Below are 22,559 nucleotides of genomic sequence, written 5' to 3' on the forward strand. Positions count from 1 at the left end.
CTGTTCTCCAACTTTCCAACTGCCATTAGACGCCGTGCAATTGCGAATGTCCGTACGCAAGATATCGAAAGCTTTTTGCAAGCATATAGTTCGTTCTCCAATCTGTTGCATGGCGTGATGCACGGCATCAAGTGTCATTCATACCGATTCCTGACACGTGCCTGCAACCAGCCGACGACTTTTGTATCTCTCCGCACATTACGACACGATCTGGCTGGATACGCTTCATCGTCGATGACACCGGTCCGCCCGGAATCGGACCTCATATATCGAGAGCGCCCAAGGCGCCGCGCACAACTCAAAGAGTCAAGAAAAATAAGGCAAGCCGTCGGGACTCGGTATTGCCATAACCGCTGAGGGAGCTTCACATGGATCGTTCGGAACCGCCCAACGAGGCGAGAGCACGCCTGCCGATTTTCGACCAGGAACCCGTTCGCACCGCACAGTCTCAGATGACTGCGTTCACCGCGGCGCTGCAGGCACACACGGGCCGGCCATTCACACACTACGACGAACTGCACGACTTCTCGGTCCGGGACTATCGCGTCTTCTGGAAGTGTTTCATGCAATGGACGCAGGGACTGAAGTGGTCGGGCGAAGCGGAGCCCGTGTGCGTCGGCGATATATGCGAGCAAGCGCGTTTCTTCCCCAACGTAACACTGAACTATGCGGAGAATCTGCTCGACTTCGCCGTCGCCCCCGCCGATGCGCCCGCGCTCACCGCCTGCCATGCCGACGGACGCCGCGTGCATCTGACGCGCGGCGAGTTGCGCGCGCGCGTCGCCCGCCTCGCCGATGCGCTCACGCAGTTGGGCCTGCGCGAAGGCGACCGCGTCGCGGGCGTGATGCGCAACGACGCCGATGCGATCGTCACCGCGCTTGCCGTGACCGCGATCGGCGCGACGCTGTCGACCGCCGCGCCCGAGATGGGCATCGAGACGCTGCTCGACCGCTTCACGCAACTGGAGCCGCGTTTCCTGTTCGCGCATACGGCCGCACAGCCGTTCGACACCGGCACGCCGCTCGCGCAAAAAATGGCCTTGCTCGCCGACGCGCTGCCGACGCTCGCGGGCATCGTCAGTCTCGACGGCGATCCTTCGGCCCTGCGCGCCGCGCCGCCCGTCAACTCGCTCGACGCATTGCTCGCGGCCGGCGATCCGCGCCGCGTCGAATGGAAGCGCTTCAACTTCAATCATCCGCTCTTCGTGATGTTCTCGTCGGGCACGACCGGCAAGCCGAAGTGCATCGTGCACGGCACGGGCGGCAGTCTGATCGAGCATCTGAAGGAGCATCGGCTGCACTGCGATCTGGGTCCGGGCGAGCGCATGTACTTTCACACCAGTTGCGCGTGGATGATGTGGAACTGGCAGTTGTCGGCGCTTGCATCGGGCGTCGAAATCGTGACCTACGACGGGCCGATCGCATCGGTCGATACGTTGTGGCGGATCGTCGCCGAAGAGCGCGTGAACGTGTTCGGCACGAGCCCCGCGTATCTGAAGATGTGCGAGGACGCCGGTCTCGTGCCAGCGCGTGAGTTCGATTTGAGCGCCCTTCGCTCGATGATGTCGACCGGCGCGATCCTCTTCGACGCGCAGTTCGAATGGGTCCGCAACAACGTGAAGCCGCTGCGGCTGCAATCCATTTCCGGCGGCACCGATATCCTCGGCTGCTTCGTGCTCGGCAATCCGAATCTTCCCGTGTATGCGGGCGAAGCGCAGTGCAAGAGTCTCGCGTTCGATGTCCAGGCGTGGCGCGATGGCGCGCGTGCGCAAGGCGTCGGGGAACTGGTGTGCGTGAATCCGTTCCCGTCGCGGCCGCTCGGGTTTCTCAACGATCCGGACGGCGAGCGCTTTCACAAGGCGTATTTCAGCGCGAATCCCGGCGTATGGACGCATGGCGACCAGATCGAGTTTCCGCCGGAAGGCACCGCGCGCCTGCACGGACGCAGCGATGGCGTGCTCGTCGTGCGCGGCATCAATGTCGGGCCGGGCGAGATCTACGGCGTGCTGAACGACATTCCCGAGATACGCGAGGGCATCGTCGTTCAGCAGCGCATGCGCGACGCCGCCAGCGCCGATGGTCCGGGCAATCCCATCGGCGAGCGTCTCGTGCTGCTCGTCACGCTGAAGCCGGGCGCGCGGCTCAACGGGACGCTGATCGCGCGGATTCGCCGCGATCTCGTGCGCCGCACGTCCGCTGCGCACGTGCCGGACGTGATCGCGGCCGTCGACGACCTGCCGGTCACGCATAGCGGCAAGCTCACGGAAGCCGCGGTGCGCAACGCGGTCAACGGACTCGACGTGACCAACGCCGCCGCGCTGCGCAATCCGGCCTCGCTCGATGCGATCCGCACGCACCCGGCCCTGCAGCCTCGCTCCGCCGATTCGCCGCAGACCTACGCCACGCGTGAAGAACTGGAACGGCTGCTGCGCACCAAATGGGAGCAGTTGTTCGCCTTCGCGCCGATCGGCCGCGACGACAATTTCTTCGAGCTCGGCGGACATTCGCTGCTTGCGGCGCGGCTGCTCGCTGAATTGCAGCCGGTCATCGGCCGCCCGATTCCGCTTGCGACGATGCTGCGCGCGCCGACCATCGCCAAACTCGCCGACGTGATCGAAAACGGCGCGCTGCCGCAGACATCGGAAGTGCTGGTGCCGATGCGCGAAGGCGACGGCGCGCCGCTCTTCTTCGTGCACAGCGTGACGGGCTCGGTGCTCGAATGCACGCGACTCATCGGGAGCCTGCGCAGGCCGCGCCCGGTGTACGGTCTGCAAGCGGTCGGGCTCGACGGTGAAACGCCGCCGCAACGCCGCGTCGAGGAAATGGCGAAAACCTACGTCGACGAGATTCGCAAGGTTCAGCCAAGCGGGCCGTATGCGCTCGCCGGCTTCTCCTTCGGCGGACTGATCGCGCTCGAAATCGCGCAGCAATTGTTCGGCGCGGGCGAGCGCACGGAATTCGTGTGTCTGCTCGACACCTACGTGCAGGAACGCTGGCTGCCGTGGTTCGCGTTGCTCGAATTCAGGCGCGATTATGCGAGCCGGCTGTTGAAGACGCTCTCCGGCATGTCCCCGAAAGCGCGCATCGGTTTCGCGGCGGCCAAGTTCCACGCCGCCGTGAACAAGGTGGCGATGCGGCTCGGCCGTGTGCCGCAGGCGCAGGCGGCACCGGCCGCCGCCGATCCCATGCCGCCGGTTTTGAGGCGCATGCGCGATACGTGCCGCACCGCGATGAACAACTATCGGCCGAAGCCGTACGCGGGCGGGCGGATCGTCTATGTGCGCGCGGCCTTGCGCGACGAGGACCGGGGCGATCCGCTGCCGCTGTATCGCAAGATCGCACGCGGCGGGCTGACAGTCGCGGAAGTGCCGGGCAATCACGCGGGCGTGATCGAAGAGCCGGGCGTCTACGCCGCCGCCGCCGCGCTCGACAGAGAGTACGGCGTGGAAGACGAGTCGGAAGTGCAGCGCCGCGGTCACAGCGTCATGGTCCGGCGCGCGTAGAAGTGCTGGCAGGATCGTCGGCCGCTCGCCGATATGGAGCGGCCGACGATCCCGCGATCAGTCGTGACCTTGCTCGCTCTTGCCGACATAAGGCGGCGCGAAGCGGGTCCAGAAGAGATAGCAGGCCAGCACACTGGCCGCGCCCACTCCGGTGCCGAGCGGCACGCCCAGCGGACCGTAGAAGCGAATCAGAACCGCATTGGCGGCCAGCTTGGTCGCGAAGCCCAGCACGGAAATGACCGTGATCGCCCTGTAGCGCGCTTCGCTCGCGAACAACTGGATCAGCACGCACATCCCGAACGAGAAAGGTATCTGCGAGAGCCCGAAGCGGAACAGGCTCGTGACCGCGATCGTGTCCTCGCTCGTGAACGCGCCCTTCTGAAAGAACAGCTTGATCGCATACGGCGCGAAGATATAGGCGATCGCGGCGCCGACCGATCCCACGGCCAGCATCACGAACGACCATTTGATGGCCGTGCTGCGCGCCCGCGCATGATCGCCCCGATGCAGGATTTCCGAAAGGATCGGCAAGGTTGCCCGGCTGATCGCGATCGCGCCCATGCTCACGAGCAGCGAGAGGAGGCGGTTCGCGTAGCCGAGCGTCGCGATGGCGCCATCGCCCATATGCGCCATGAAATACTGATCGACGGGAAGCCACAGATTCGCGACCACCGAGCCGATCAACAGCATGCCCATCGAGCGCGTCATGCCCGGCCACTCCTTCGCCCGCAGCGACAGACGCGGACGCGCGGGCACGGCATCGGCTCTCTTCGCGAGTATCCGGAGCCACGCCGCCTGGATCACGATGCCGATCGTCGTGCCCACGATGAGCGGCATGGTCGACGTGTTGTCGCGCGCGCTCAGCACGAAAACGAGCAACGCGATCGCCGGCACGCATTCGAGCAGCGTGTTGATGTGCTTTTCGGAGGCCTGGAGCCGGGCGGCCGAGATGCAGATCGTGAAGGCCAGCACGCCGACCGGCGTCATCCCGACGACCATCTGACGGCACATCTCGCGGGTCGATTCGGCGAGGCTTCCCGAGAAGAAGCCCACCATGTGAGGCCAGAAAAAATAGAGCAGCAACGAAAACACGATGCCGATGGCGAGTCCCGCCCCTTCGAGTTCGCCGAGAAGCTGGTTCTGCCGGGCCTTGTCGTTTCTGAGCGCGACGAGCGCGGGAACGAGCAGCACGCTCAACTGGTTCGTGATCGTCGCGGGCAGCCAGGTGACGAGCGTGAGTGCGAGCTGATAGGCATCGACGGTGCCGCTGATGCCGTATCGGTAGGCGATCGCCATTTCCTTCGATGCGCCGATGAACTTCCCGGCGAGCACGAATAACAGCAGGACGAAAGCGCTCCTCGCGATGCGCTTGTGATCCTGATGAACGCCAAGCAGACGCTCCCTTAGCGATTGCACTGTTGCGGTCAGCACGCTTCCTCCGGCAAATGAACCCGATCCGCGCAGGACCGGCTGGCCGCTTGCGCACCGAGGGAGCGTGCATCAAACGTGACGGGCGGACTGTTCGCCACGCCACCGGCGCGCGATGATGCGGTTTGGCGCAAGCATCTCGCACGCTCGCCTGGTGTGCTACCGGGCAGAAGTCGGCAGCCATAACGTGCGAGAGTTGCGGCTGCGCGACGGCTTACCGAGGCCTCGCCATCGAGAAATCCAAAGCGTGCATGGGATGTCAATGAAGAAATCGATCGTGGTTGGCGTGATATTGATTGTCGTTTCCTTGCTCGTGATCAACACACCCGGCGTAACCAGACACTTTCAGACGGTCTACGCTGCCTGGGACGATGGCCGTCTCCTGGATCGCCTTACATTGCATAACCTCATGCGCTGGTGGCGGCAGTTCAGAGACGAACGCGATAGCGGCGCCCATCGCGCGAGCCTCACCAGTTCGCCGGTCCCGGCGACAGCGAGTTGCCCGGACACTTCCTTCACGCCGCCCAAACTGGTCGATCCGCGCAGCCCGAAGGCGTTCGGCGCCACTGGCAACGGCAAGACCGACGACACCAAAGCATTTCAGGCCGCGATCGATGCCGGCGACGTGCTCGTGCCCGCGGGCACCTATGTGCTGAATCACACGGTGGTCATCACGGCCAGTAACCGCCATATCCAGTGCGAGCCCGGCGCCACGCTCAAGAAGACGGTCCGCGAGGACAGCAACATGTTCAACTTCGAGGGTCCGTCGACGGGGAATAGTCTCGTCGGCTGTAACTTCGTGGGCGCGAATCCGACCCGCATCCGTGACTGGGACAGCCCCGGACATTACGATATTCCGGTGCAGACCAACGGCGCGGTTGACAACTTCACGCTCGCGGGCAACAGCTTCCGAGATTTCTTCGGCCAGTCGATGTTCCAGACCGAAGGGCAAGGCGGCGGGACCGGCGCTGTTCTCGTGTTCAACTCGTTCGCCAACTGCCCGCTCTACGGCATCGCGCTGGTTGGCTCGGTCAAGGGACGCATTGCCTACAATCTGGCCGATAACTGCCGCATGGGCCCCGAGAACAACGACGCCACGCAGGACACCGGCGGCAACGTCCTCGAATGCAACCGCATGATCAACGGCGGCAATATCACGGGCGGGTCCAATGGCGAGGGCGGCGTCGACTATAGCGGGAACGTCGTCCGTCATAACATCCTCGACGGCGGCTATATGCAGGTCAGCCCGCCCGAGCGCGGCAAGGCGGCAAGGTACATCGACAACACCTGCAACGACTGCGGGACTGAATGAGCGCTCATTCTTCGCTCATTGTCGACGCCCACAATCCTTCTCAACCGATGCGTGATCATGCCGCACCGCGTTTCCAGGAGAAGGATCATGAAAAAAATCGGTTATGTCGCCGTCGCTACGCTGCTTGGTGTCGGACTGGTGGGTAGCGCTCAGGCGCATGTGTTCGTCGGCATGAGTGTGGGGATGCCGGTTATGCCTGTCGCGCCTGTCGTGGCGGTTGCTCCGTACGCGCCCGTGATTCCGGTGGCGCCCTTTGCGCCGGTTGCGCCGGTTCCGGTCTATGCGCCGCCAGTCGCTTATTACGCGCCGCCCGCTCCGGTGTATGCGCCGTCTGTCGCGGTGGGTTATTGGGGCGGGCGTCCGGGATGGGGATATCGGCATTACGCGGCTGGATACTGGAGGTAGTCGGCCGATTTTCAGCCGACCTCCGACGGCGCTCGCCGATCAGCGAGTGACTTGCGTCAGTTCCGCTTTGCCGGCTTGCCCATGATCGCGTCGAGCGATTCGCCGATCACCACGATTTCCGTGCGGCGGTTTTTCGCCTGGCCTTCGGGGGTGGCGTTGCTTGCTGCGGGGCGGTCGTAGGCGAAACCCTTCGTGGTGACGCGCGAGGATGCGATGCCTCGCTCTTCCAGCGCGCCCGCGACAGTCTGCGCACGCGATTCGGAGAGCGCCTGGTTGTACTCGTGCGTACCGGTATCGTCGGTGTGACCCTCGACGATCACGGACTTCTTGCTGCGCTTGAGCAACACGACCGCGCGCTGGATGGCGGGTCCGGAATCGCCGCGCAGACCGGATTTGTCGAAGTCGAACAGCACGCGGTCGGGCAGACGCACTTGCACGCCCTCGGGCGTTTGCGTGACTTCGATGCCTACTTGCTGATTGAGGGCGATCTCCTTGTCGCGATCGGGGCCGGTGGCACAGGCCGACAAAAGGGAGATCGAAAGCGCGCACGCGGTGAGAGAGAGGAACTGCTTCATGTTGCTTCCTGCTGTGGTGGTAAAGGGTTGTGGTTCAGACACTGCTCAGTTCGAAAGCAATCCACTGACGCTGCGGGGCACAGCGCTTGCGCTTGCTTTCGCGCTTTTGACTGCGTCGGCCGCGGTGTTCAGGTTCTGCAACGCGGCCTTGCCCGTCGCCGATGCATCCGAGACACTCGATGCCGCCGATGCGGCCGACGCGGCCAAAGCGGGCACGGACTGCTGCGGCGTATCGCGCGTTATGGGCTTTGGATTCGCGCCCTGATAGGCGAGCCGGTTTCCTTGTACCTGAATCTTCACCGGATCTGTGTCTTTCCATTGCTGCTTCGGAATCAACAGCTTCCATACACCGTCACTGTCAGGCGTACGAAAGAACGCCACGACGCCTACGTACTCGGCATCTTTCTCCATTGGCTCGCGCAGACTCGCGCTCGCGCCGGGACGCATGACGACGTCCTTCGTCGCGACGAGGTCCGTCTTGAGCAATTCGAGGTCGTTGTTTTGCAACTGAATGTATTCGAGCTGCGCGAAGGTCTTCGAGTCCTTCAACTGGTAGAACCGCACGACCGTCGAGAGCGGTCTTCCGCTCGTCGTTTCGTTCAATGCGGCGCGCGCGTCGAGATCGACGTTCATCGACTTGACCTGCGTCGTGAAGAGCCATTGGGCCGCGCCGACGGTGCTGTCTTTCGTGGCCTGCCATGCGCCGCAGCCGGCCAGTGTGAGCGTCGCGATGGCGACCGCGGTGGCGAGCCGCACGCGCGCGCACCCGGTGAAATTGCGTGAAGCGTCGAGTCTGTTTTGCATCGTTTCGTGAACCTGCTCTGCTACGTTGTTTTCTGATTGGATTCGCCATGTTCAGTGGCTTCGCACTGAGCGCATCGAGGACGATGGCGCTTGCCGAACATGAACTGCGATGCTGCGCGCTTCTCTCGATGACCGTTCTCGCATTCGAAGTCGTAATGCGTGTAGTAGCCTGACCACGCTTGAGCGAGACAGCGCCATCCGAGCTTCGATGCGTAATCATGCAATCTGACCAGCGCGGGATGGAGCGACGAGTGTGCAGCGGACGCTCTGACGCGACGTTGCAGCTTGACGTCAAGGGCTTGATCCGCGCGAAGCTTCTGACGTTCGTGGGCCGCGCACTTCGGACACCAGGCGCCGTGTCTGATCGATTCCGCACGAGCCTGCCACACGTGGCCCGACTGGCATTCCCACGTCAGCTTCACGTTTTCCGTTCGCGTCTCGAGCGAAAGACAACGTCCATTGCGCGACGCGGCGATTACATGCATCACGCCGAGCGGCGTCTGCCTTTCGATCCGCACACAGGCTTTGCACCAATTGCCCTGCAATGTCCTGGCTGCCGTCTGCTCCCATTCATGTCCTTCGGCGCAGCGAAATTTATAGTAGCTCTGCGGTCCGGTATAAGCGGTATCGAGACATTCGCCGTGGCGCTCGCGGGCAGCGCTTTGGAGACGTTGCAAACCGTCCTGAAGGAGCGCATTCAGCGCGCGCCGCATCATCAGATTCGGGTTGTAGTCCGAAGACGGGACTTCGTTCATTTCCTGGCGGGCTTCGCGTTGTCATTGGATATGTCGAGCGTTCTGTCCGACAAGGTCAGCTTCAGCGGTGCATCGTCCGGCAGCTTCTTCGTCGGTACGATCAGCCTCCACGCTCCCGCCTTGCCGACGTTCTGATAGAAAGCGGCGATCGCGACGAACTTCGTCTCTCGTTCCATCGGCTGCGACGTGCTCGCCGATCCGCCGGGATTGACGACTACCGCCGTACGTGCCTGCACATCCTGCGCGAGCAAGGTGTCGTCGTTGTTGAGGAGATCGTTGTACGAGGCGTCATCGAAACGCTTGCGATCCTTCAACTGATACACGCGCACCGCCACCGATTTCGCATGCCCCGCGTCATCCCGATTCAGGTCGGCGTGGGCGGTCAGATCGATGTCTACCGTTTTGCCACGGTTATGGAATACCGTGTCGTAGGCGTTCACCGTCGAGTCGGATGCGGCTTGCCACACGCCGCATCCCGACAGAGAGAGGGTTATGAACATCGCGGCTGCTGTTTGTGGATTCAACATTTCCTGTATCTCATGCGGCACGCGGTTGCAGATACGGATTGGCCTGCGGCGACGGAAACGCCTCGCACACGCCCAGTTCCACCGTGATGACGCGCTCTTGCTGCGCGGGCAGCACGACGGTCCAGCCAAGACGCGGCGCGACTTCAGTCCGTTGCTGACCCACCGACGGCTCCGGCGCGAAGCGCGAAGACATCTGCATGCGCAGATGCACATCCGCCTTGGTGCCGATATAGATTTTCAGCAGCGCCATCACATCGCGATGCAGCCATGCGCCGGGCAACAGATCTCTCGCCTGCTGCGCGTTCTGTGGCGCGAGCGTCACGCGCACCGCTCGGCTGCGATAGGGCAGACGCTTGCCAAGCACATAGCCGCCACCGAGTCCGCGACGCTTATCGTTTTCGTTCGAGGTTGCTGCGGTCAACGGTTGCGCCTTGCCCGCGCGTTTGGCTACCGGCCAGAATTCATCGACGCGCACATCGATGCCCGGCGCGCCCAGCGCCACCACGCCCGCCAATCCCTCGGGCGTGCGCGTGCGCTGGATCATCAGGCCGAGCAGCGCCAGCGCGCGCGCATCGGGCAAGCCTGATCGGGCGGGCTTGTTACCCCATCCCAGGCCCGCGAGACACAGAAGATTGCGTGAATGCGCATCGGCGCCGCCGTGGCCGAACGTCTCGGGATAGCGGTACTTCTTCCACGCGCGGTACAGCAGGGTGACGATCCGGTGATTGAACTGATCGAGAAACGCTTCGACGGCCTCGTGCCCTTCCTCGCGCTGGACGATATCGTCGAGGTAGTGCGTGGGCATCACCGCGTCCACGCCGTATAAGCCCATGAATGTCGTGCGCACGGTCGGCGCCAAGGGGACGCTGTGGAAGTCGTCGTCGTTGTCATCGAACTCGACGCCGGCGATCTCGCCCGCCGGAAAACCCATGCGCGGACGCGGCCGGAATCGCACCGGCTCGTGTTCGAGCGTGTCACGCTGGCCGAAGCCCGGCTGATCCGGCGCGCGCGCTTCGAGCAGTCTGCACAACTGCATGAAGTTCATGCGCGGCGCACGTGCGAGCAAAGCCGCGACCAGCGGCTCGATGTCGGGAATATCGCGCGGCGTCATAGCGGTGCCCGATGAGTCTTGCTGCGCGGCCAATCGATACGCGCCTGCGTCGGCAGACTCACGATCGCGAGCTTCGTGAACAGATTCACCTCGGCGTACAGTTCGAAGAACCGATGCAGCAGTTCGCCAAAGAGCATGACGTCGCCCTCGCCCGAGAATGCTTGTGAATCGAGCGTTACTTCGATCAGCACACCGCGCTCCACCGCGCCGCCGGTGACTTCTTCGAGCAATTCCTCCGACACGTGCAGGATGCCCGCCAGACGCCGGCGATTGAGTTCGTCATTGGTCCAGTCGTAGAGCGCGAGCGCACCGCGCAGCACTTCCGCGTTCATCATCGACAGAAAGTTCGGCGCGAGATGCGATAGCACGCGCCACTGGAAACGATCGCCTGTCGGTGGATACAACGGCAAGGTCGGCGCGATGAGATTTCTCACGCCAGCGACGTTCGGCGTGCTTTCCGCCAGTTCGTCGAGACGCGCTTCGCGCAGACCCTTGCGCGGCAACATGCCGTTCGTGCCCGTCACACGCAATGACACGCTCTCTTCGGGCAAATCTTCCATGGCTTCCCACGCGTTACCGCCGAGAATGAGCCACGTCTCGTGCAGCCCGTCCATGCCCGGGCGCACGCGCGTATGAAAATACCGTTCAGGCGATTCATGCCGCAACATGCCGCCGCGATGCCGGAAGGTCGCGAACGGCACGTATTCGTATCGCTCGGAGGTGAGGTGATCGAATGCCTCGACCGCATCGACCGAATACGTTTCGACGTGCTCGCCCTGATGCCCAGCCGGCACCACGCGATACTCGGTTTCGTGATGATCGATCACGACCGGCTCCGCATCCAGCTCGAACAGGTTGATGACCGGCGTGCAGAAGAGGCGGACGTTATCCTTGCTGAAGCGCTGATCGGAGGGATACGTCTGATTGAGCACGATATCCAGTTCGAAGTGCGTCGAGTTCTCGGGCAGCGCGTCCACGTCCAGACCGCAAAGATCGACGAACAGGAATTTCTCGCGGAACGTGAAGTATTCGAGCAGCAACTGATAACCGGAGAAAGCGGCGTCCGACTTCGGCCACAGGCGTTCGTCGGGCGCGAAACCCGCCGGTTCGATCGTCAGGCCTTTGAGCGGCAGCGCTTCGCCATCGCGCACCTCGGGGATGCGCCATTCGATCGCATGCACCTGACGCGTGAGCGCCAGATGCATGGCGAATGCCGTCGGCTGATCTGCGCTCAGGTGCAGGCGCAGGCAAGAGAGATCCGTCTCTTTGCGATTGGCCGAGTGATCCAGTTCGAAGGCCAGGCGAATCACCGAGCGGCCATCGTGACGCACGGACGGCCCCGCGCGCAGAAGGCGCAACGGATGCAGATCGACAGGCTGCGTCGTGCGATACAGGCACTGGACGGTCTTCCCTGTCGTGCCGTCGCCCGACTCCTTGACGACCGGAATCGGCGCGGAGCGTACCGCGACGCCCGCGGGCACGTGCTCGGTGCGCTGATGTTTCTCGCCGAGCGGACTCAACTCCACGATCGAAAGCGATGGAATCATCCGCAGGTAGTGTGGCCACAAGAGGCTCACGAGACCTTCGGTGAGTTCGGGCAGCTCGTCGTCGAGCTTTTGCTGGAGCCGGCCGGTCAGGAACGCAAAGCCTTCGTAGAGGCGTTCGACATAGGGATCGCGGTCGCCCACGCGATCGAGATTGAGCATGCGCGCACGGTCCGGATGTGCGCGCGCGAATTCGCGGCCCGCTTCGCGCAGATAGCGCATTTCGGCTTCGTAGTAGCGCAGAACCGGGTCGGGTTGAGCAGCGTCGTTGTGGACGTCGAGCGATGTGTCTTTGTTCATTGGATTTGTTACGACAAGGTCAGGGCGCGCGCCGGATCGAGCACGGTCAGTTCGTTACGCAATTCGTTGATGCGATTCGTCAGGGCGATTTTGTCGGCGTCCTTGCGCGTGGCTTGCGTTTTGAGGGCGCGCATGAGTTGCTGCTTCACCTCGAAGATCAGCGCCGGTTCCCAACGTGTGAGCGGCAGCGCGTTGGCCGCTGTGTCGAGTTCCGTCAGGAGCGCGAGCGCCGTATCGACGCGGCCTGCGTTCTCCGCGATGCGCGCCATCACGAGCCGCTGCAAGTAGCGATGGCGTTCGGTCTTCATTCCGGACAGCGCCTCGAGCCACGCAAAAGCGGCCTCGATGCCTTCGCGCGTCGAGAGATCGCGCGCCTGCGCTTCGATCTCGGGCCAGTCGCTCGCGATGCCTTCGTGATCGGCGGATACGGGCAAGCTCGCCACGCTCTCGCCCGCTTCCAGATTGCGCACGACCGCGTGACGTGCGATCCATTCGAGCGTGGTGTCGTCGGCGAACGGGGTGCCGTCGTTGAATGCAAGACGCTCGATACCAGGAAGGCGCTCCAGAAAGAGAGCGAAGTCGGCGCGCAACAGATCGCGCCATGCGTTGTAGGGTGCGCCCACGTTATCGAGCGCCACGTGCTGGAAGTATTGGAGATCGAACCACAGGTGATTGACGCCTTCCATGAATGCGCCTTCGACGCGTTCCAGCAGCTCGTTCCACTGCTTCTGCAGCACGAGCCGCTTGAACTGCTGACGAATCTCGCTGCGCGGCGGCACGAGCCGCGTGCGCGTACTGGCGTCCGCGGGCGGCACTTCATGCAGCGTGTCCCAGCGGATGCTGCGCACGAGCCGAGTCGATGGCAGATAGCCGTTCTCCTGATCGCGCAGCCACGCGGCCATCGTGCGAGCCTGATCGAGCAGATCACGCGCAGAGGCGATCGGCCCCGACGCTGGCAACGTCGAGCCGACGGGGATGGGAGCGGTCGTGCTCGGCTCCGCACTCTGGACGGCATCGTCTTTACGTTCGAAGCGCGCGACGAGTGTTTGCAGCGTCGGGCGCGCGGCCTCGTTCCATGTATTCGTGCGCCCGACGATCACATCGAGCGCGGCTATCGCCCGCTCCAGATCGGCGGATGCGAACGCGCCGCGAGCATCGAGCAGATCGAGGATGCGCGCGGTTGCGAGCATGTCGAGCGCACCTTTCTTCGCTTCGGCGCGCGCGGGATGAAGCGCTTCGCCGAAGCGATCGATCAGCGCGGCGGCGAGTTCCAGTCCGTCGGCAAAACCGGCCGCGCCGTCCTGGCGCAGGCGGGCGAACGCATAAAAGCCCGCGACGCGCAGATCCTTGCCGACATCCCTCGTCAGTTGCTCGCACGAGCGGATGATCAGTACGTCATCGATATCGGACAGCTTGCCCGCTTCATCCTTCAGCTCGAAAAAGGCGTCTTCGTAGCCGGGGTCGCGGCCGACGACGGCATCGCCTGCGAATGGCGCGAGCCAACCACTCCACGTTTCGAGCCGCGCACGGTTCATCTGCTCCGCATCGCGCGATGGGAACAACGTCTTCAACAATCCGGCCAGCATCATTTGGTCTCCGGCAAGGGCACGCCGACCTTCTGCGCGGCGGCGAGCGCGCCTGGCGGCAAAGGTGGAGGTGTCGGCCCTGATGGTTTATCTGCGACGGTCTTCGTCACGAAGATTCGCGTGGGCAGCGTGAAGTGACGCAACTGCAGCACATCCAGCGGCCCGGCGTCCGCCTCCGCGCGCAGTTGCACCGAAAGCGGTGCGCTGAGCCCCTGATCGGGCGTCCATGACAGCACGTAGCGCGCGTTGTCCTGCTGCGAAACTTTGGCGCGTTCCAGCAGGCGAATCAGCGCGAAGCGGCCCTGCGCGTACATCGTCGAGCGCAAGCCGCCTTCCTCCGTTTGCCACTGCAACTGAGCGTTGTTGTCGAGTGCCTGACCGGGCCACTCGAACGGCACCCATTGCTCCAACTGGTTGAAGTAGTGCAGTTGCTGGCCCGATGCCACGAGCTTCATGTCGGTGATGCCAGGCGTCGGCACGCCGCGCAACTCGAAGCGCACACGCGCGTCGCCCGTAGGAAAGAGCACGGTCGACACGCGCATGAGCTTGTTGAGCGCCGTGAGGAACGCCGGATCGAGCGTGAGCGTTCCCTGATTCGCACCCTGCGTGGGCACCCAGTGATCGCCTTGCAGTTCGATCACACCGGCAAGCTGCGTCGCGATGAATTTCGCGATCACGCCGTTGTCGATGCGCAGAAAGCGCGCCATATCCGGCAGCGAGGCGTCATTGTCGGAGTCGGCGAATGGATAGCGCCCGCCGAACGCACGATTCCAGTCGGCGACAATCGACGTGCGCCAGATCTCGTTCAAGCTCGATGACGCGGGCTGCACCACGACTTGCCACGTCTGATCGAGCGGCGCTTCGAACAGCCTGCCAAAGCCGGACCATTGCTCGCCGAGGCTCGCGGCGAGACGGCTTGCGTAGTCGCGGCTGTCGGCGATATCTGAGGTCTTGCCCTGCAGCACCGCTTGCGCGGCGGTGCGCGACATCGCATCGGGGTCGGCGCTCTGCATCATCTGCTGCGTCTTCAGGCGCATCGCCGTCACACGCTCCAGATAGCGCGGCAGGCTCAGTTCGCCCAACGCAATCGTTTGCGCAGGTGTCTTGCCGTTTGCGGCTGGCGCCGTTGTGAGATCGGCGCCGCTCAATCGCAGAATCGGACCGAACGCGGTCGCCAATGGAGCCAGTTGTGGCTGCGCTTGCTTAGACGGGTCTTTCTCGTCTTTGCCAACCCATGACTGGGCCTTCGAGATCAGATTGTCCGACAGCGATTGCGTCGAGGCGCCCGCGCTCGCCTGATAGACGATCGCGTTCATGAGCGCGACGAGCGGCGAACGCTGCGGATCGCCGAGCAGCGTCAACTGATCGACCGTACCCGAGAGCGACGACGCGTTCTGCCACCGGATGCTGTTCAGGAACTGCGCCCAGGCACGGGCGTAGTCGTCGAAGTAGCGCTGGCGCAACTCCGCTTTGAGCGTCGAGGGCGCGGTGTTGTCGATCTTCGCATCGGACAGCACCCAGTCGCCTGTGACAGTGCGCTGTTCGCTCGCCTCGTCGATCGCTTTCGGAATGCGTTCGTCCCATGCGGCGCGGGTGAATACGCCGGGAACGGTAGCCGTCGTGTTGAAGAGGCCGCGGCTCGGGTGATCGCCCAAGAGCGTCGCGAGGGTGATCGGCGGGTACTTTGGTTTCGTCTCGTCGATGATCTGCTGGTAGATCGCGTCCGTCGAGTTCTGAAGGCCCCGCACGCCGATGATCGTTTGGCGCGCGGAAGCGACTAGGGATGCGTCGGGCACGATCGCGGGGGTTGCGTCGCGTTTCAGGTGGTTTGCATAGAAGGCGATCGCATGTTGGCGCAGGTCTTCCCATGTGCCCTGAGTGATCGATGCGTTCTTCGGTCGCACTGGTGCATTGGTCGCCAGCAGTTGCGTGGTCAGGAATGCAGCGTCGGCGTACTCGGGATGAGCCAGCATCAGGTACGTCTTGAGCGTGTCGTAGGCTGCTTGCACCTGCGTGTTGCCGCCGCTGGCGATTTCAGCGTCGGAGAGTGATGCGAGTTGTTGCAGCCGTTCTTCGAGCTTGGCCCTGAGCGGTTCGATCAGGGCGCGCGATGCAGCGTTCTGATAGGCCGGCCAGAGAGAGTCGTAGAGGGCGGCATCGTGGTTTAGACCGAAGCGTGTGTGCCACGGTGCGCCTTCTTTGCGGTGGACTTCGAGCGTGTCGAGTTGTTTGTTCATTGTGTCGAACGCGAGCAACGCCTGTGTCGCGGTGTGGGGGGACGAGGCCATTTGCAGCGTAGAGGCCGCTGACTGCATCGATGAGCGGTTGGCAACGCCGGAGATCATCGATCCCAGCAGCCAGAGCGCAGCGGCGGCGCTTGTTGCCCAGGCTGCTGCGGTCGACAATGAAAAGCCGACGCGGTGGCCGTGGACCGTGCGGCTGTGGGCAGCGATGGTGGTCCAAAGCGCAAGCTGCGTGTGTTGTTCATCAGCGGATGCCGGGACGTCCGCTTGTCGAGCCAACTGAGTGACCGCGCCTTTGACTGTCAGCGGCGCGAACAGTAGTCCCTGCACTGAACTCCGTACCAGGCGCGACTCGCTCGCCCGCGCAACCAGATCGCACAGCGCCGCGCGGGATTTTTCGATATGGACAGACAGTTCGGCGAGGTAGCGGTCGCTGGCATTCTGTGCCAACCGTGCTACGCCAGCATTCGCAAGACGTCCAGCGAGTTTATGCAGGGACTGCGCCAGTTCACCCGATTGATACGTCCGCCGCCACGTCTTGCCCACGATGTCGACGTCGTGAAACGCATCAACGTCAGAGTCCGTGACTTCGATCAGATAGACCGGCGCGGCCCATCGCAGAGTGCGCGCGTGACGGGTCAGCATTTGAGCAAGAAGCTCCCCGTTCGCGGCACCGCCGAAGTTAGGGGATGTGTGCGTGAGCGCAGCAATCGCATCGACAGGACGGCGCCGACGCAGCTGCCGGATCTGCCTCAACCAACCCGCGTCGAGGTTCTCCCGGTCTTGCTTCGCGTGAATAAGCACGGTATCGCCGGCGATCACATAGCCCGCATCGACGAGTCCCGGCACCACGGATTTGACGCGCGCTTCGTCACCGACCACTGCGATCCATCGCGTCAGAGATCGCCAGCGCCATCCATAACGATGGCGTAACGTAGACTCCAGATCGTAGCGCCGGCGTGCCACGACTTCGCCTGCGTCACTATCGGTCGTCGTCGCACGCGCAGACGCGTCTCGTTCATATCGCCTGGCATCGTCGCGTGGAGTTTTACGCACGACGGTGCGCCACAGGCCTGTTAGGCGAGCGCGCGCCGTCAGCGCGAACATGCCGATGAAAGCAACATATCCAACACGTTTGAGAGGCGAGGGATCAATACCCTCGCCATGAAACCAGGCGTACAAGGCAACGCCGATCGTCAATGCAACGACGAGAACCCAATAGCCCGAAGGCTTGCGAAAAAACTTCATGCGTTCACTTCTTTCACTTCTGATTGATGGGGCCGAACGACAGGCTGCACGACAGCGAAATGCAACACACCTTCTCTCCATGCCGCTAACTGTGGCTTATCTGTTTTCACCGCGTGTTCAAGGCTCAACGCAAGCGCAAGCCACCCCGACGCGCAGCCGGGTTGACCCAGCGCCAGATCGATGTCGTGGACTCCGCTTAAATCATTTCCGCTCGACACGCCGATCTTCAGGTCCGACATGATTTGATTCACCGCGCCTTTGTCGTCCTTCTCAAGACCGGCCTGCCATAGATCGCCGATTTCTGCAGCCGTGCTTCGGCCCCACTGCAGCGCTGTCGACACGCAGGACTTAAGATCCTCGCGCTGCCCTTGCACCGGGCGATGCAGCGCTCCGAGATAAGCGATCTCTTGCCGAGAAAGCAACTGAGGCCAGCCGACGAGCACGGCGCTCGCCACCTCCGCGCTGTTCCGAGGAGGCACATCGTGCAGCTGGACGGCGACGAAAAGAAGCACGTTCTCCAACGCGGGGCCACCGTGACAGTCGAGCCATTCGTCTAGCGCCATGATGCCCTGCTCGTTCGGCACGAGCTTCGCCTCGCAGCGGCGCATCGACTTTTCGTCCCAGCATGTCTGCCAGGTCTGGCGTAGTGTTTCCCTATCGACGTCTGCTGGCAACTGCAAGCGCACTCCGAAGGGAACGTCCAGCGGCAAGCCGCGCACCGTCCTCTCCATGGATGCGATCAACCGGGCGAAACAAACCCGATAGCGGGATGGATTCTCGTCGTCGCTCGCGAGATCGAGCGCCGAGTGTCGAACTCCCTCTCGTCCGTCGATGGACGTGCGCGCCTCCAGCACGCTCGCGCCTTGCAGGATATTGGCGGCCAATCCTGTATCGCCTGCGCCGGTGAGGTAGGCGCAAGCCATGGCGGCTAGCGGTTCGCTCGCGTACTGCAGCGCTCTATCCCGTTCCTCGCGCAGCACCTCATTCACCGCGTCGAGGCGCTCGCTTTCCTGATCGAAATAGATTAGACGCAGCCCCAGCGCGACGCCCCACAAGAGCACGGGGCGGGCTAACAGCGAAAGCCAGAACTCGAGCGTGCCGGTCGACTCGCCCTTCGGCCACGTGACGAGGGTGATGACAACACCTGCCACCATGAAGGCGAGCAGCAGACCAAGCCAGACAAACGGATTGGCCGGTCGCGGGCGAAGCTCTGGCGACTCAACCGAAGGCAATACGACAGGCATGTGCAACGCTCAAATGAGGCTGGAGATCAGATGGCAGCCGCACATCGCGCGATAGCCGTGGCGAGCGACGGGCATGCCATGGTCCATCGTCTCTTCATCGCCATCGATGATCAGATTGGGCTTGATGTCCGGGTGCTTTGGACAGGTCACCTCATCGCCCTTGCGGGCGACGGCTCGACCGTCATAGCTCATAGTGGCCGACGCGGTGATGACGCGGCCACCGTGGTCGGTGGCGTCGCCCAGACGGATTAGATTGATCACTAGAAGGTCCTTTATTAAACGCGGAAGCCGCCGGGGCCGTACGTTGGCAACACCCTAGCGATCTGTTTCTTAGTATTCGTGCGTCGATACATCGGATATCGGATATCGCGCATAGAGAAGCTGATTTTCCTCAGTAAAAGTCGATATCGAATTTCTTCTCCTTCGCGCACCCGCCAGCGATTATGGGAGCTTTATCTACAGACACGCCGGCGTATCTGGGCTTTTTAGACTCGACATCCATGATTATCGTGACGTCGCCTCCGATACCTTTCCCTCTGAAGATGTTCGTCTTTACGACGTCGCCGTTACGCAAGAAGGCAGAATCGTCTCCCATCTCGTCCTTCACAGCAGATAGAAAAGCCGAACCTTCTAATATCGAACTACAAGTCGACGAACGCAGCGCAATGCGATAGGTAAGCGCGCGCTTGCCAACCGAGTTCCGTTCGTTATCGTGCAACACGATCGTTCCCTCGTATGGCTCGACCGTTGATGCTTCCGATGCTCGATACGTCTTGAGCGTCGTCGATGCCGACGCACTCGCAATCGAACTGGAAACAACTACTACTGTCATTGCGATAGCCATTGGAAATGATTCTTTTCGCATATCGAAAAAATGAAAAACGTATGAAAACGTCGGCCGTGCCTGACCTGCCCTATCACGTCGAGTTTGGCATCCTACGACCGAAGGACCGTGCGTTCCGTTACAAGGTCCAACGCGGCTTATCGTCTGTCTCATCGTTATATCGCAGGCCAGATGCCGGGGGCATCGAAGCGGCGTAGCCACAAATCAGTCAGCCGCCGGTTGAAGCGTAACTCGCCCGCGTTTGACCCCAGTCCCATCGATCGGATTTCGGTCGTTCTGGCAGGGAGGACGGCCCGGTTGACGGCGACGTACAACGGCGGAGCACCTCGTGCAACGTCTCCCATTTCCGGACCATCGCCCGCGCGGATCACCAAGCCGCCTTCCGCAAACTCATAGAACCGGAATGCTGGGTCGGCGAGTTGAGAACGGATCGTTCGGATTCCACCCAGTTTGTGCACATAGTGCCCACCCAGCACCGTGTACCAATTGATTGCTTTGATACCGCGCCAATTCTGAATCATGCCGATCGTGTTAATCGGATTGTCAATTTCTATTCCGTAGTATTTTTGCGCAAGCTCCAGTTCGTAAGGCTCCCAACGGGCGTATTCATGTGGCAATGCAAGCGCGAAACCTGCATAGCCTTGGGTAGCATTGAGCCGGTTACAGCATGCGAGCACAAAATCATGCAATGGAAAGGACCCGCCATCCCATTGGCCGTTCTGCACCGCGTCACACGCCACCCAGAAACTGAGGTACGAGCTGTCCCTACCAATTGACTGTTCCCAATCTGGGCGGGTCAAACATTTGATCCCATAATCGCCCACATAGTGGGGGTTCAGGCTGCTCACGAAACCGAGGACCATACCGTCGTCAGCCTTGATACTTGTGAACGCCTCATTTGTCAGGTCGATCAGTTGCTCGTCGAAATGCCACGGCGTCGGTTCATTCTCAGGCTGCGGATCCCAGCCCCACTGCAACTCATTGCCATAGGCAGCGAAGTACTCGTCGAAGCACGCCTTTAGCGCTTGCCGAATCTTTGGTGTATGTCCATCCCTAAAAAACAACGTAGCGCGCAGCACAAGTTTGACCACATAGCGATAGTCAGGCTCATGGCTGTCCGGCGCAAGATAGCTGCAGTCGTAAGCGTAATCAGAAAGCTCTTTGGGCGTCATGGGATATCCTTGAATCAGGGAGCAGCCAGCAGCAATAGCGAGCCGCCGCCAGTTTCGGGTGCCGCAGCAATCGCGACGATAACTATCACGCCAACCAGAACGACTTCCCAACCGGACACCTGACTGGTCTGCGTAGCAGCCAGCGTTTCATTAAGCGGGCGCATCCCTTGCGAGCCCGGCGCGGGCTCGGATTTCGTCGGGGCCGGACGCCTTGCGGTGATACGAGCGGGTACGGGTGCCGGTGCGAAAACAGGAACGTCGCGAGTCGGGCGCCGCTTCTCCTTACACTGACAGCCCAACTCGGAATCAGCGTGCTCGGGTTGCAACTGATTGAATTCAGCGCCACCAGCGATGTCTTTATAAGCGAGCGCTTGAAATTCGTCGAGAAAATCACCTTCGAATTTGACTTCAACGATGCGCTCAATATTTTTCTGCGCTGGGATGAAGTGCCGAATGTCTGCTGCGCCGGCTTTCATTTCTTTTAGCAGTTCAGGTGAGCATTTGAGCACGATTACATCGGGGATGCGCAGACGCTTGCCACCTGCTGCCTCGAGTTCCCGTCGAGTAAGTGGATCGCTCGCGGTATCGGCCGCCGTTTCCGCCGCCACGTGGGCGGCGCGATTGGTCGACTGCATCCCCGAAAGCGGAAACGTACTCGGCCGCGTTTGATCGCTGGCAGACATGATCGGGGCGGGCGGCTCCTTGGTCATGTCATACCCGACCTCGCCCTTGTAGCGCCAATATTGCTTCGCTAACATGTTGTCGGCCCATATTGAACGAGTCACCGTGCGCTGGTACATTGGATGGCCCAAGCGGTTGATCAGTGGCTCCCGAAGCGCAGGACAGCACTTACCGCAGAGGTAGCTTTTATCGAGCGGATTAGCAAGAGGCATCACCGGTGTGGTGGCTTCCAGCCTGGTCGCGTCGGCACCATACTTCGGTTCTTCAGCATTTTTTGGAGCCCGTGGTCCCATTTCTACTCTCAATAGAATGTGTATCAGATGATGCGATTGATAGCGTTGTCGCCATTGCAGACCTTATTCCCGTAGGCGTCGCAGTAGTGCAGGTGGTAGTCATCGGCATCTGCGGCCGCGGCCCGAATCTGAAGTCGTTCAGCCGGACTAGTAACGGTCAACCGGGTCACACCAGCATCTGAAGCCCGACCAGAGAATAATCCGCCACTCGCCGTCCTGATCTGATAGCGAGCGCCTGCAATTGCGATACCATCTGAATGGCTCACAACTTTGAAGTTTTGCTCGTAAAGGTTGCCGTCGGGTAAGTTGGGAAGAGTGAGCTGCATCGATGCAGCTTCTTGCTTGCCCCAGAACGAACACTTCTCGTAGATATCACCGGGCGTCCCATACTCGATTCGATTGGCATTGATCTTGATGTAAGAACCTCCGGCTCCGATCCACACTTCCTTGGCCGCCGAGAGAACAAGGCGGCCACCTACACTCGAAATGCTCAAATCCTTAAGTGCCGAAAGAGCCATTTCGTCGCTCTGCGACTGAACCTCCACTTTCCCCTTTGCAAATAGTTTTATCCCCATGCGCTGCGCGAACATCGAAATCGCGTCGCCCGCCGCGACGGTGAATCGCCTAAGCACGCCAATGTCCGCGCTACCGCCCGCTGTTGCGATTAGATTCTGGTTCGCGCTGAACTGCATATGCGAGCCCGACACGAGACCGACTCCATCTGGAGCGCTGACCAGCACGCCCGCCTTCTTCAGTTGGGTCAGAGTCTCGTCGAGAAACTGCTTCTGCTTCTCATAATCCGCTGCGATCGCCTGAGCTGCCTTGGCCGCTTCGGAGAGCGACTGCATCTGCTGATACGCCTGTTCGAGCAGACCTTGAGCAGGCTGCATGTCGAGTTGCTTGCCGTTCGCTGCAAACTGAGCATCGGCGGAGATGAACACGCCCTTCGCTGCGCGCACCGCCACATGCTCGTCCGAGCGCAAT

At 61.8% G+C, this 22,559-nt stretch carries 18 protein-coding genes; 4 read left to right on the forward strand and 14 right to left on the reverse strand.

The annotated features are described in order from the left end of the window. The first annotated feature begins 368 nt into the window (after positions 1-368). Complete coding sequence (locus IAG25_RS37650; RefSeq protein WP_187609374.1) at positions 369-3,503, forward strand: acetoacetate--CoA ligase; 3,135 nt, start codon at positions 369-371, stop codon at positions 3,501-3,503. Between the two features lie 57 nt (positions 3,504-3,560). Here the strand turns inward: IAG25_RS37650 and murJ are convergent, their stop codons facing one another. Next, a complete protein-coding gene (gene murJ, locus IAG25_RS37655) occupies positions 3,561-4,934 on the reverse strand; it encodes a murein biosynthesis integral membrane protein MurJ (RefSeq protein ID WP_187609375.1) in 1,374 nt (457 codons plus the stop codon). A 259-nt stretch (positions 4,935-5,193) separates the two neighbouring features. Here murJ and IAG25_RS37660 point away from each other — a divergent pair, with 259 nt between their 5' ends. Together IAG25_RS37660 and IAG25_RS37665 are read left to right on the forward strand one after the other, a co-directional pair. Then, positions 5,194-6,243 carry a glycosyl hydrolase family 28-related protein gene (locus IAG25_RS37660; protein ID WP_187609376.1) on the forward strand — a complete coding sequence of 350 codons (1,050 nt, stop codon included), beginning with the start codon at positions 5,194-5,196 and terminating at the stop codon, positions 6,241-6,243. Between the two features lie 87 nt (positions 6,244-6,330). Continuing rightward, positions 6,331-6,648: a hypothetical protein gene (locus tag IAG25_RS37665; protein ID WP_187609377.1), complete on the forward strand. Its 318-nt coding sequence runs from the start codon at positions 6,331-6,333 to the stop codon at positions 6,646-6,648. 56 nt (positions 6,649-6,704) lie between these two features. Here the strand turns inward: IAG25_RS37665 and IAG25_RS37670 are convergent, their stop codons facing one another. The 7 genes from IAG25_RS37670 to IAG25_RS37700 all read right to left on the reverse strand — a co-directional run bounded on the left by IAG25_RS37670 (position 6,705) and on the right by IAG25_RS37700 (position 16,087). Beyond that, entirely contained in the window at positions 6,705-7,223 is a 519-nt protein-coding gene (locus IAG25_RS37670; protein ID WP_187609378.1) for an OmpA family protein, read from the reverse strand. A gap of 45 nt (positions 7,224-7,268) precedes the next feature. Beyond that, positions 7,269-8,027, reverse strand: a complete 759-nt coding sequence (tssJ, locus tag IAG25_RS37675; RefSeq protein WP_187609379.1) for a type VI secretion system lipoprotein TssJ — start codon at positions 8,025-8,027, stop codon at positions 7,269-7,271. A gap of 751 nt (positions 8,028-8,778) precedes the next feature. Continuing rightward, on the reverse strand, positions 8,779-9,282 hold the full coding sequence (tssJ, locus tag IAG25_RS37680) for a type VI secretion system lipoprotein TssJ (protein WP_255504257.1): 504 nt from the start codon (positions 9,280-9,282) through the stop codon (positions 8,779-8,781). 37 nt (positions 9,283-9,319) lie between these two features. Next, positions 9,320-10,420, reverse strand: a complete 1,101-nt coding sequence (gene tssG, locus IAG25_RS37685) for a type VI secretion system baseplate subunit TssG (RefSeq protein ID WP_187609381.1) — start codon at positions 10,418-10,420, stop codon at positions 9,320-9,322. After that, a complete protein-coding gene (gene tssF, locus IAG25_RS37690) occupies positions 10,417-12,264 on the reverse strand; it encodes a type VI secretion system baseplate subunit TssF (protein WP_187609382.1) in 1,848 nt (615 codons plus the stop codon). Before tssF ends, tssG begins: the two co-directional genes overlap by 4 nt. A gap of 8 nt (positions 12,265-12,272) precedes the next feature. Then, on the reverse strand, positions 12,273-13,853 hold the full coding sequence (gene tssA, locus IAG25_RS37695; protein WP_187609383.1) for a type VI secretion system protein TssA: 1,581 nt from the start codon (positions 13,851-13,853) through the stop codon (positions 12,273-12,275). Then, positions 13,850-16,087: an ImcF-related family protein gene (locus IAG25_RS37700; protein WP_375336568.1), complete on the reverse strand. Its 2,238-nt coding sequence runs from the start codon at positions 16,085-16,087 to the stop codon at positions 13,850-13,852. Before IAG25_RS37700 ends, tssA begins: the two co-directional genes overlap by 4 nt. Positions 16,088-16,495: 408 nt before the next feature. Here IAG25_RS37700 and IAG25_RS41800 point away from each other — a divergent pair, with 408 nt between their 5' ends. After that, positions 16,496-17,026 (forward strand): hypothetical protein, encoded by a 531-nt coding sequence (locus tag IAG25_RS41800; protein ID WP_255504263.1) that lies wholly within the window; start codon positions 16,496-16,498, stop codon positions 17,024-17,026. Between the two features lie 311 nt (positions 17,027-17,337). Here IAG25_RS41800 and IAG25_RS37705 read toward each other — a convergent pair whose 3' ends face one another. From IAG25_RS37705 to IAG25_RS37730, 6 genes are all read right to left on the reverse strand, one after another. Further along, positions 17,338-18,585: a hypothetical protein gene (locus tag IAG25_RS37705; protein ID WP_187609385.1), complete on the reverse strand. Its 1,248-nt coding sequence runs from the start codon at positions 18,583-18,585 to the stop codon at positions 17,338-17,340. A gap of 9 nt (positions 18,586-18,594) precedes the next feature. Further along, a complete protein-coding gene (locus tag IAG25_RS37710; protein WP_187609386.1) occupies positions 18,595-18,846 on the reverse strand; it encodes a PAAR domain-containing protein in 252 nt (83 codons plus the stop codon). Between the two features lie 130 nt (positions 18,847-18,976). Beyond that, on the reverse strand, positions 18,977-19,417 hold the full coding sequence (locus IAG25_RS37715; RefSeq protein WP_222946829.1) for a hypothetical protein: 441 nt from the start codon (positions 19,415-19,417) through the stop codon (positions 18,977-18,979). 167 nt (positions 19,418-19,584) lie between these two features. After that, positions 19,585-20,601 carry a type VI immunity family protein gene (locus IAG25_RS37720; protein WP_187609388.1) on the reverse strand — a complete coding sequence of 339 codons (1,017 nt, stop codon included), beginning with the start codon at positions 20,599-20,601 and terminating at the stop codon, positions 19,585-19,587. Positions 20,602-20,615: 14 nt separating this feature from the next. Next, positions 20,616-21,575, reverse strand: coding sequence for a hypothetical protein (locus IAG25_RS37725; protein WP_187609389.1), 960 nt, complete (start codon positions 21,573-21,575; stop codon positions 20,616-20,618). Between the two features lie 23 nt (positions 21,576-21,598). Continuing rightward, a partial coding sequence (locus tag IAG25_RS37730; protein WP_187609390.1) for a DUF2345 domain-containing protein occupies positions 21,599-22,559 on the reverse strand: 961 nt, incomplete at its 5' end.

The organism is Caballeronia sp. EK, from assembly GCF_014384845.1.
Taxonomy (GTDB): Bacteria; Pseudomonadota; Gammaproteobacteria; order Burkholderiales; family Burkholderiaceae; genus Caballeronia; species Caballeronia jiangsuensis.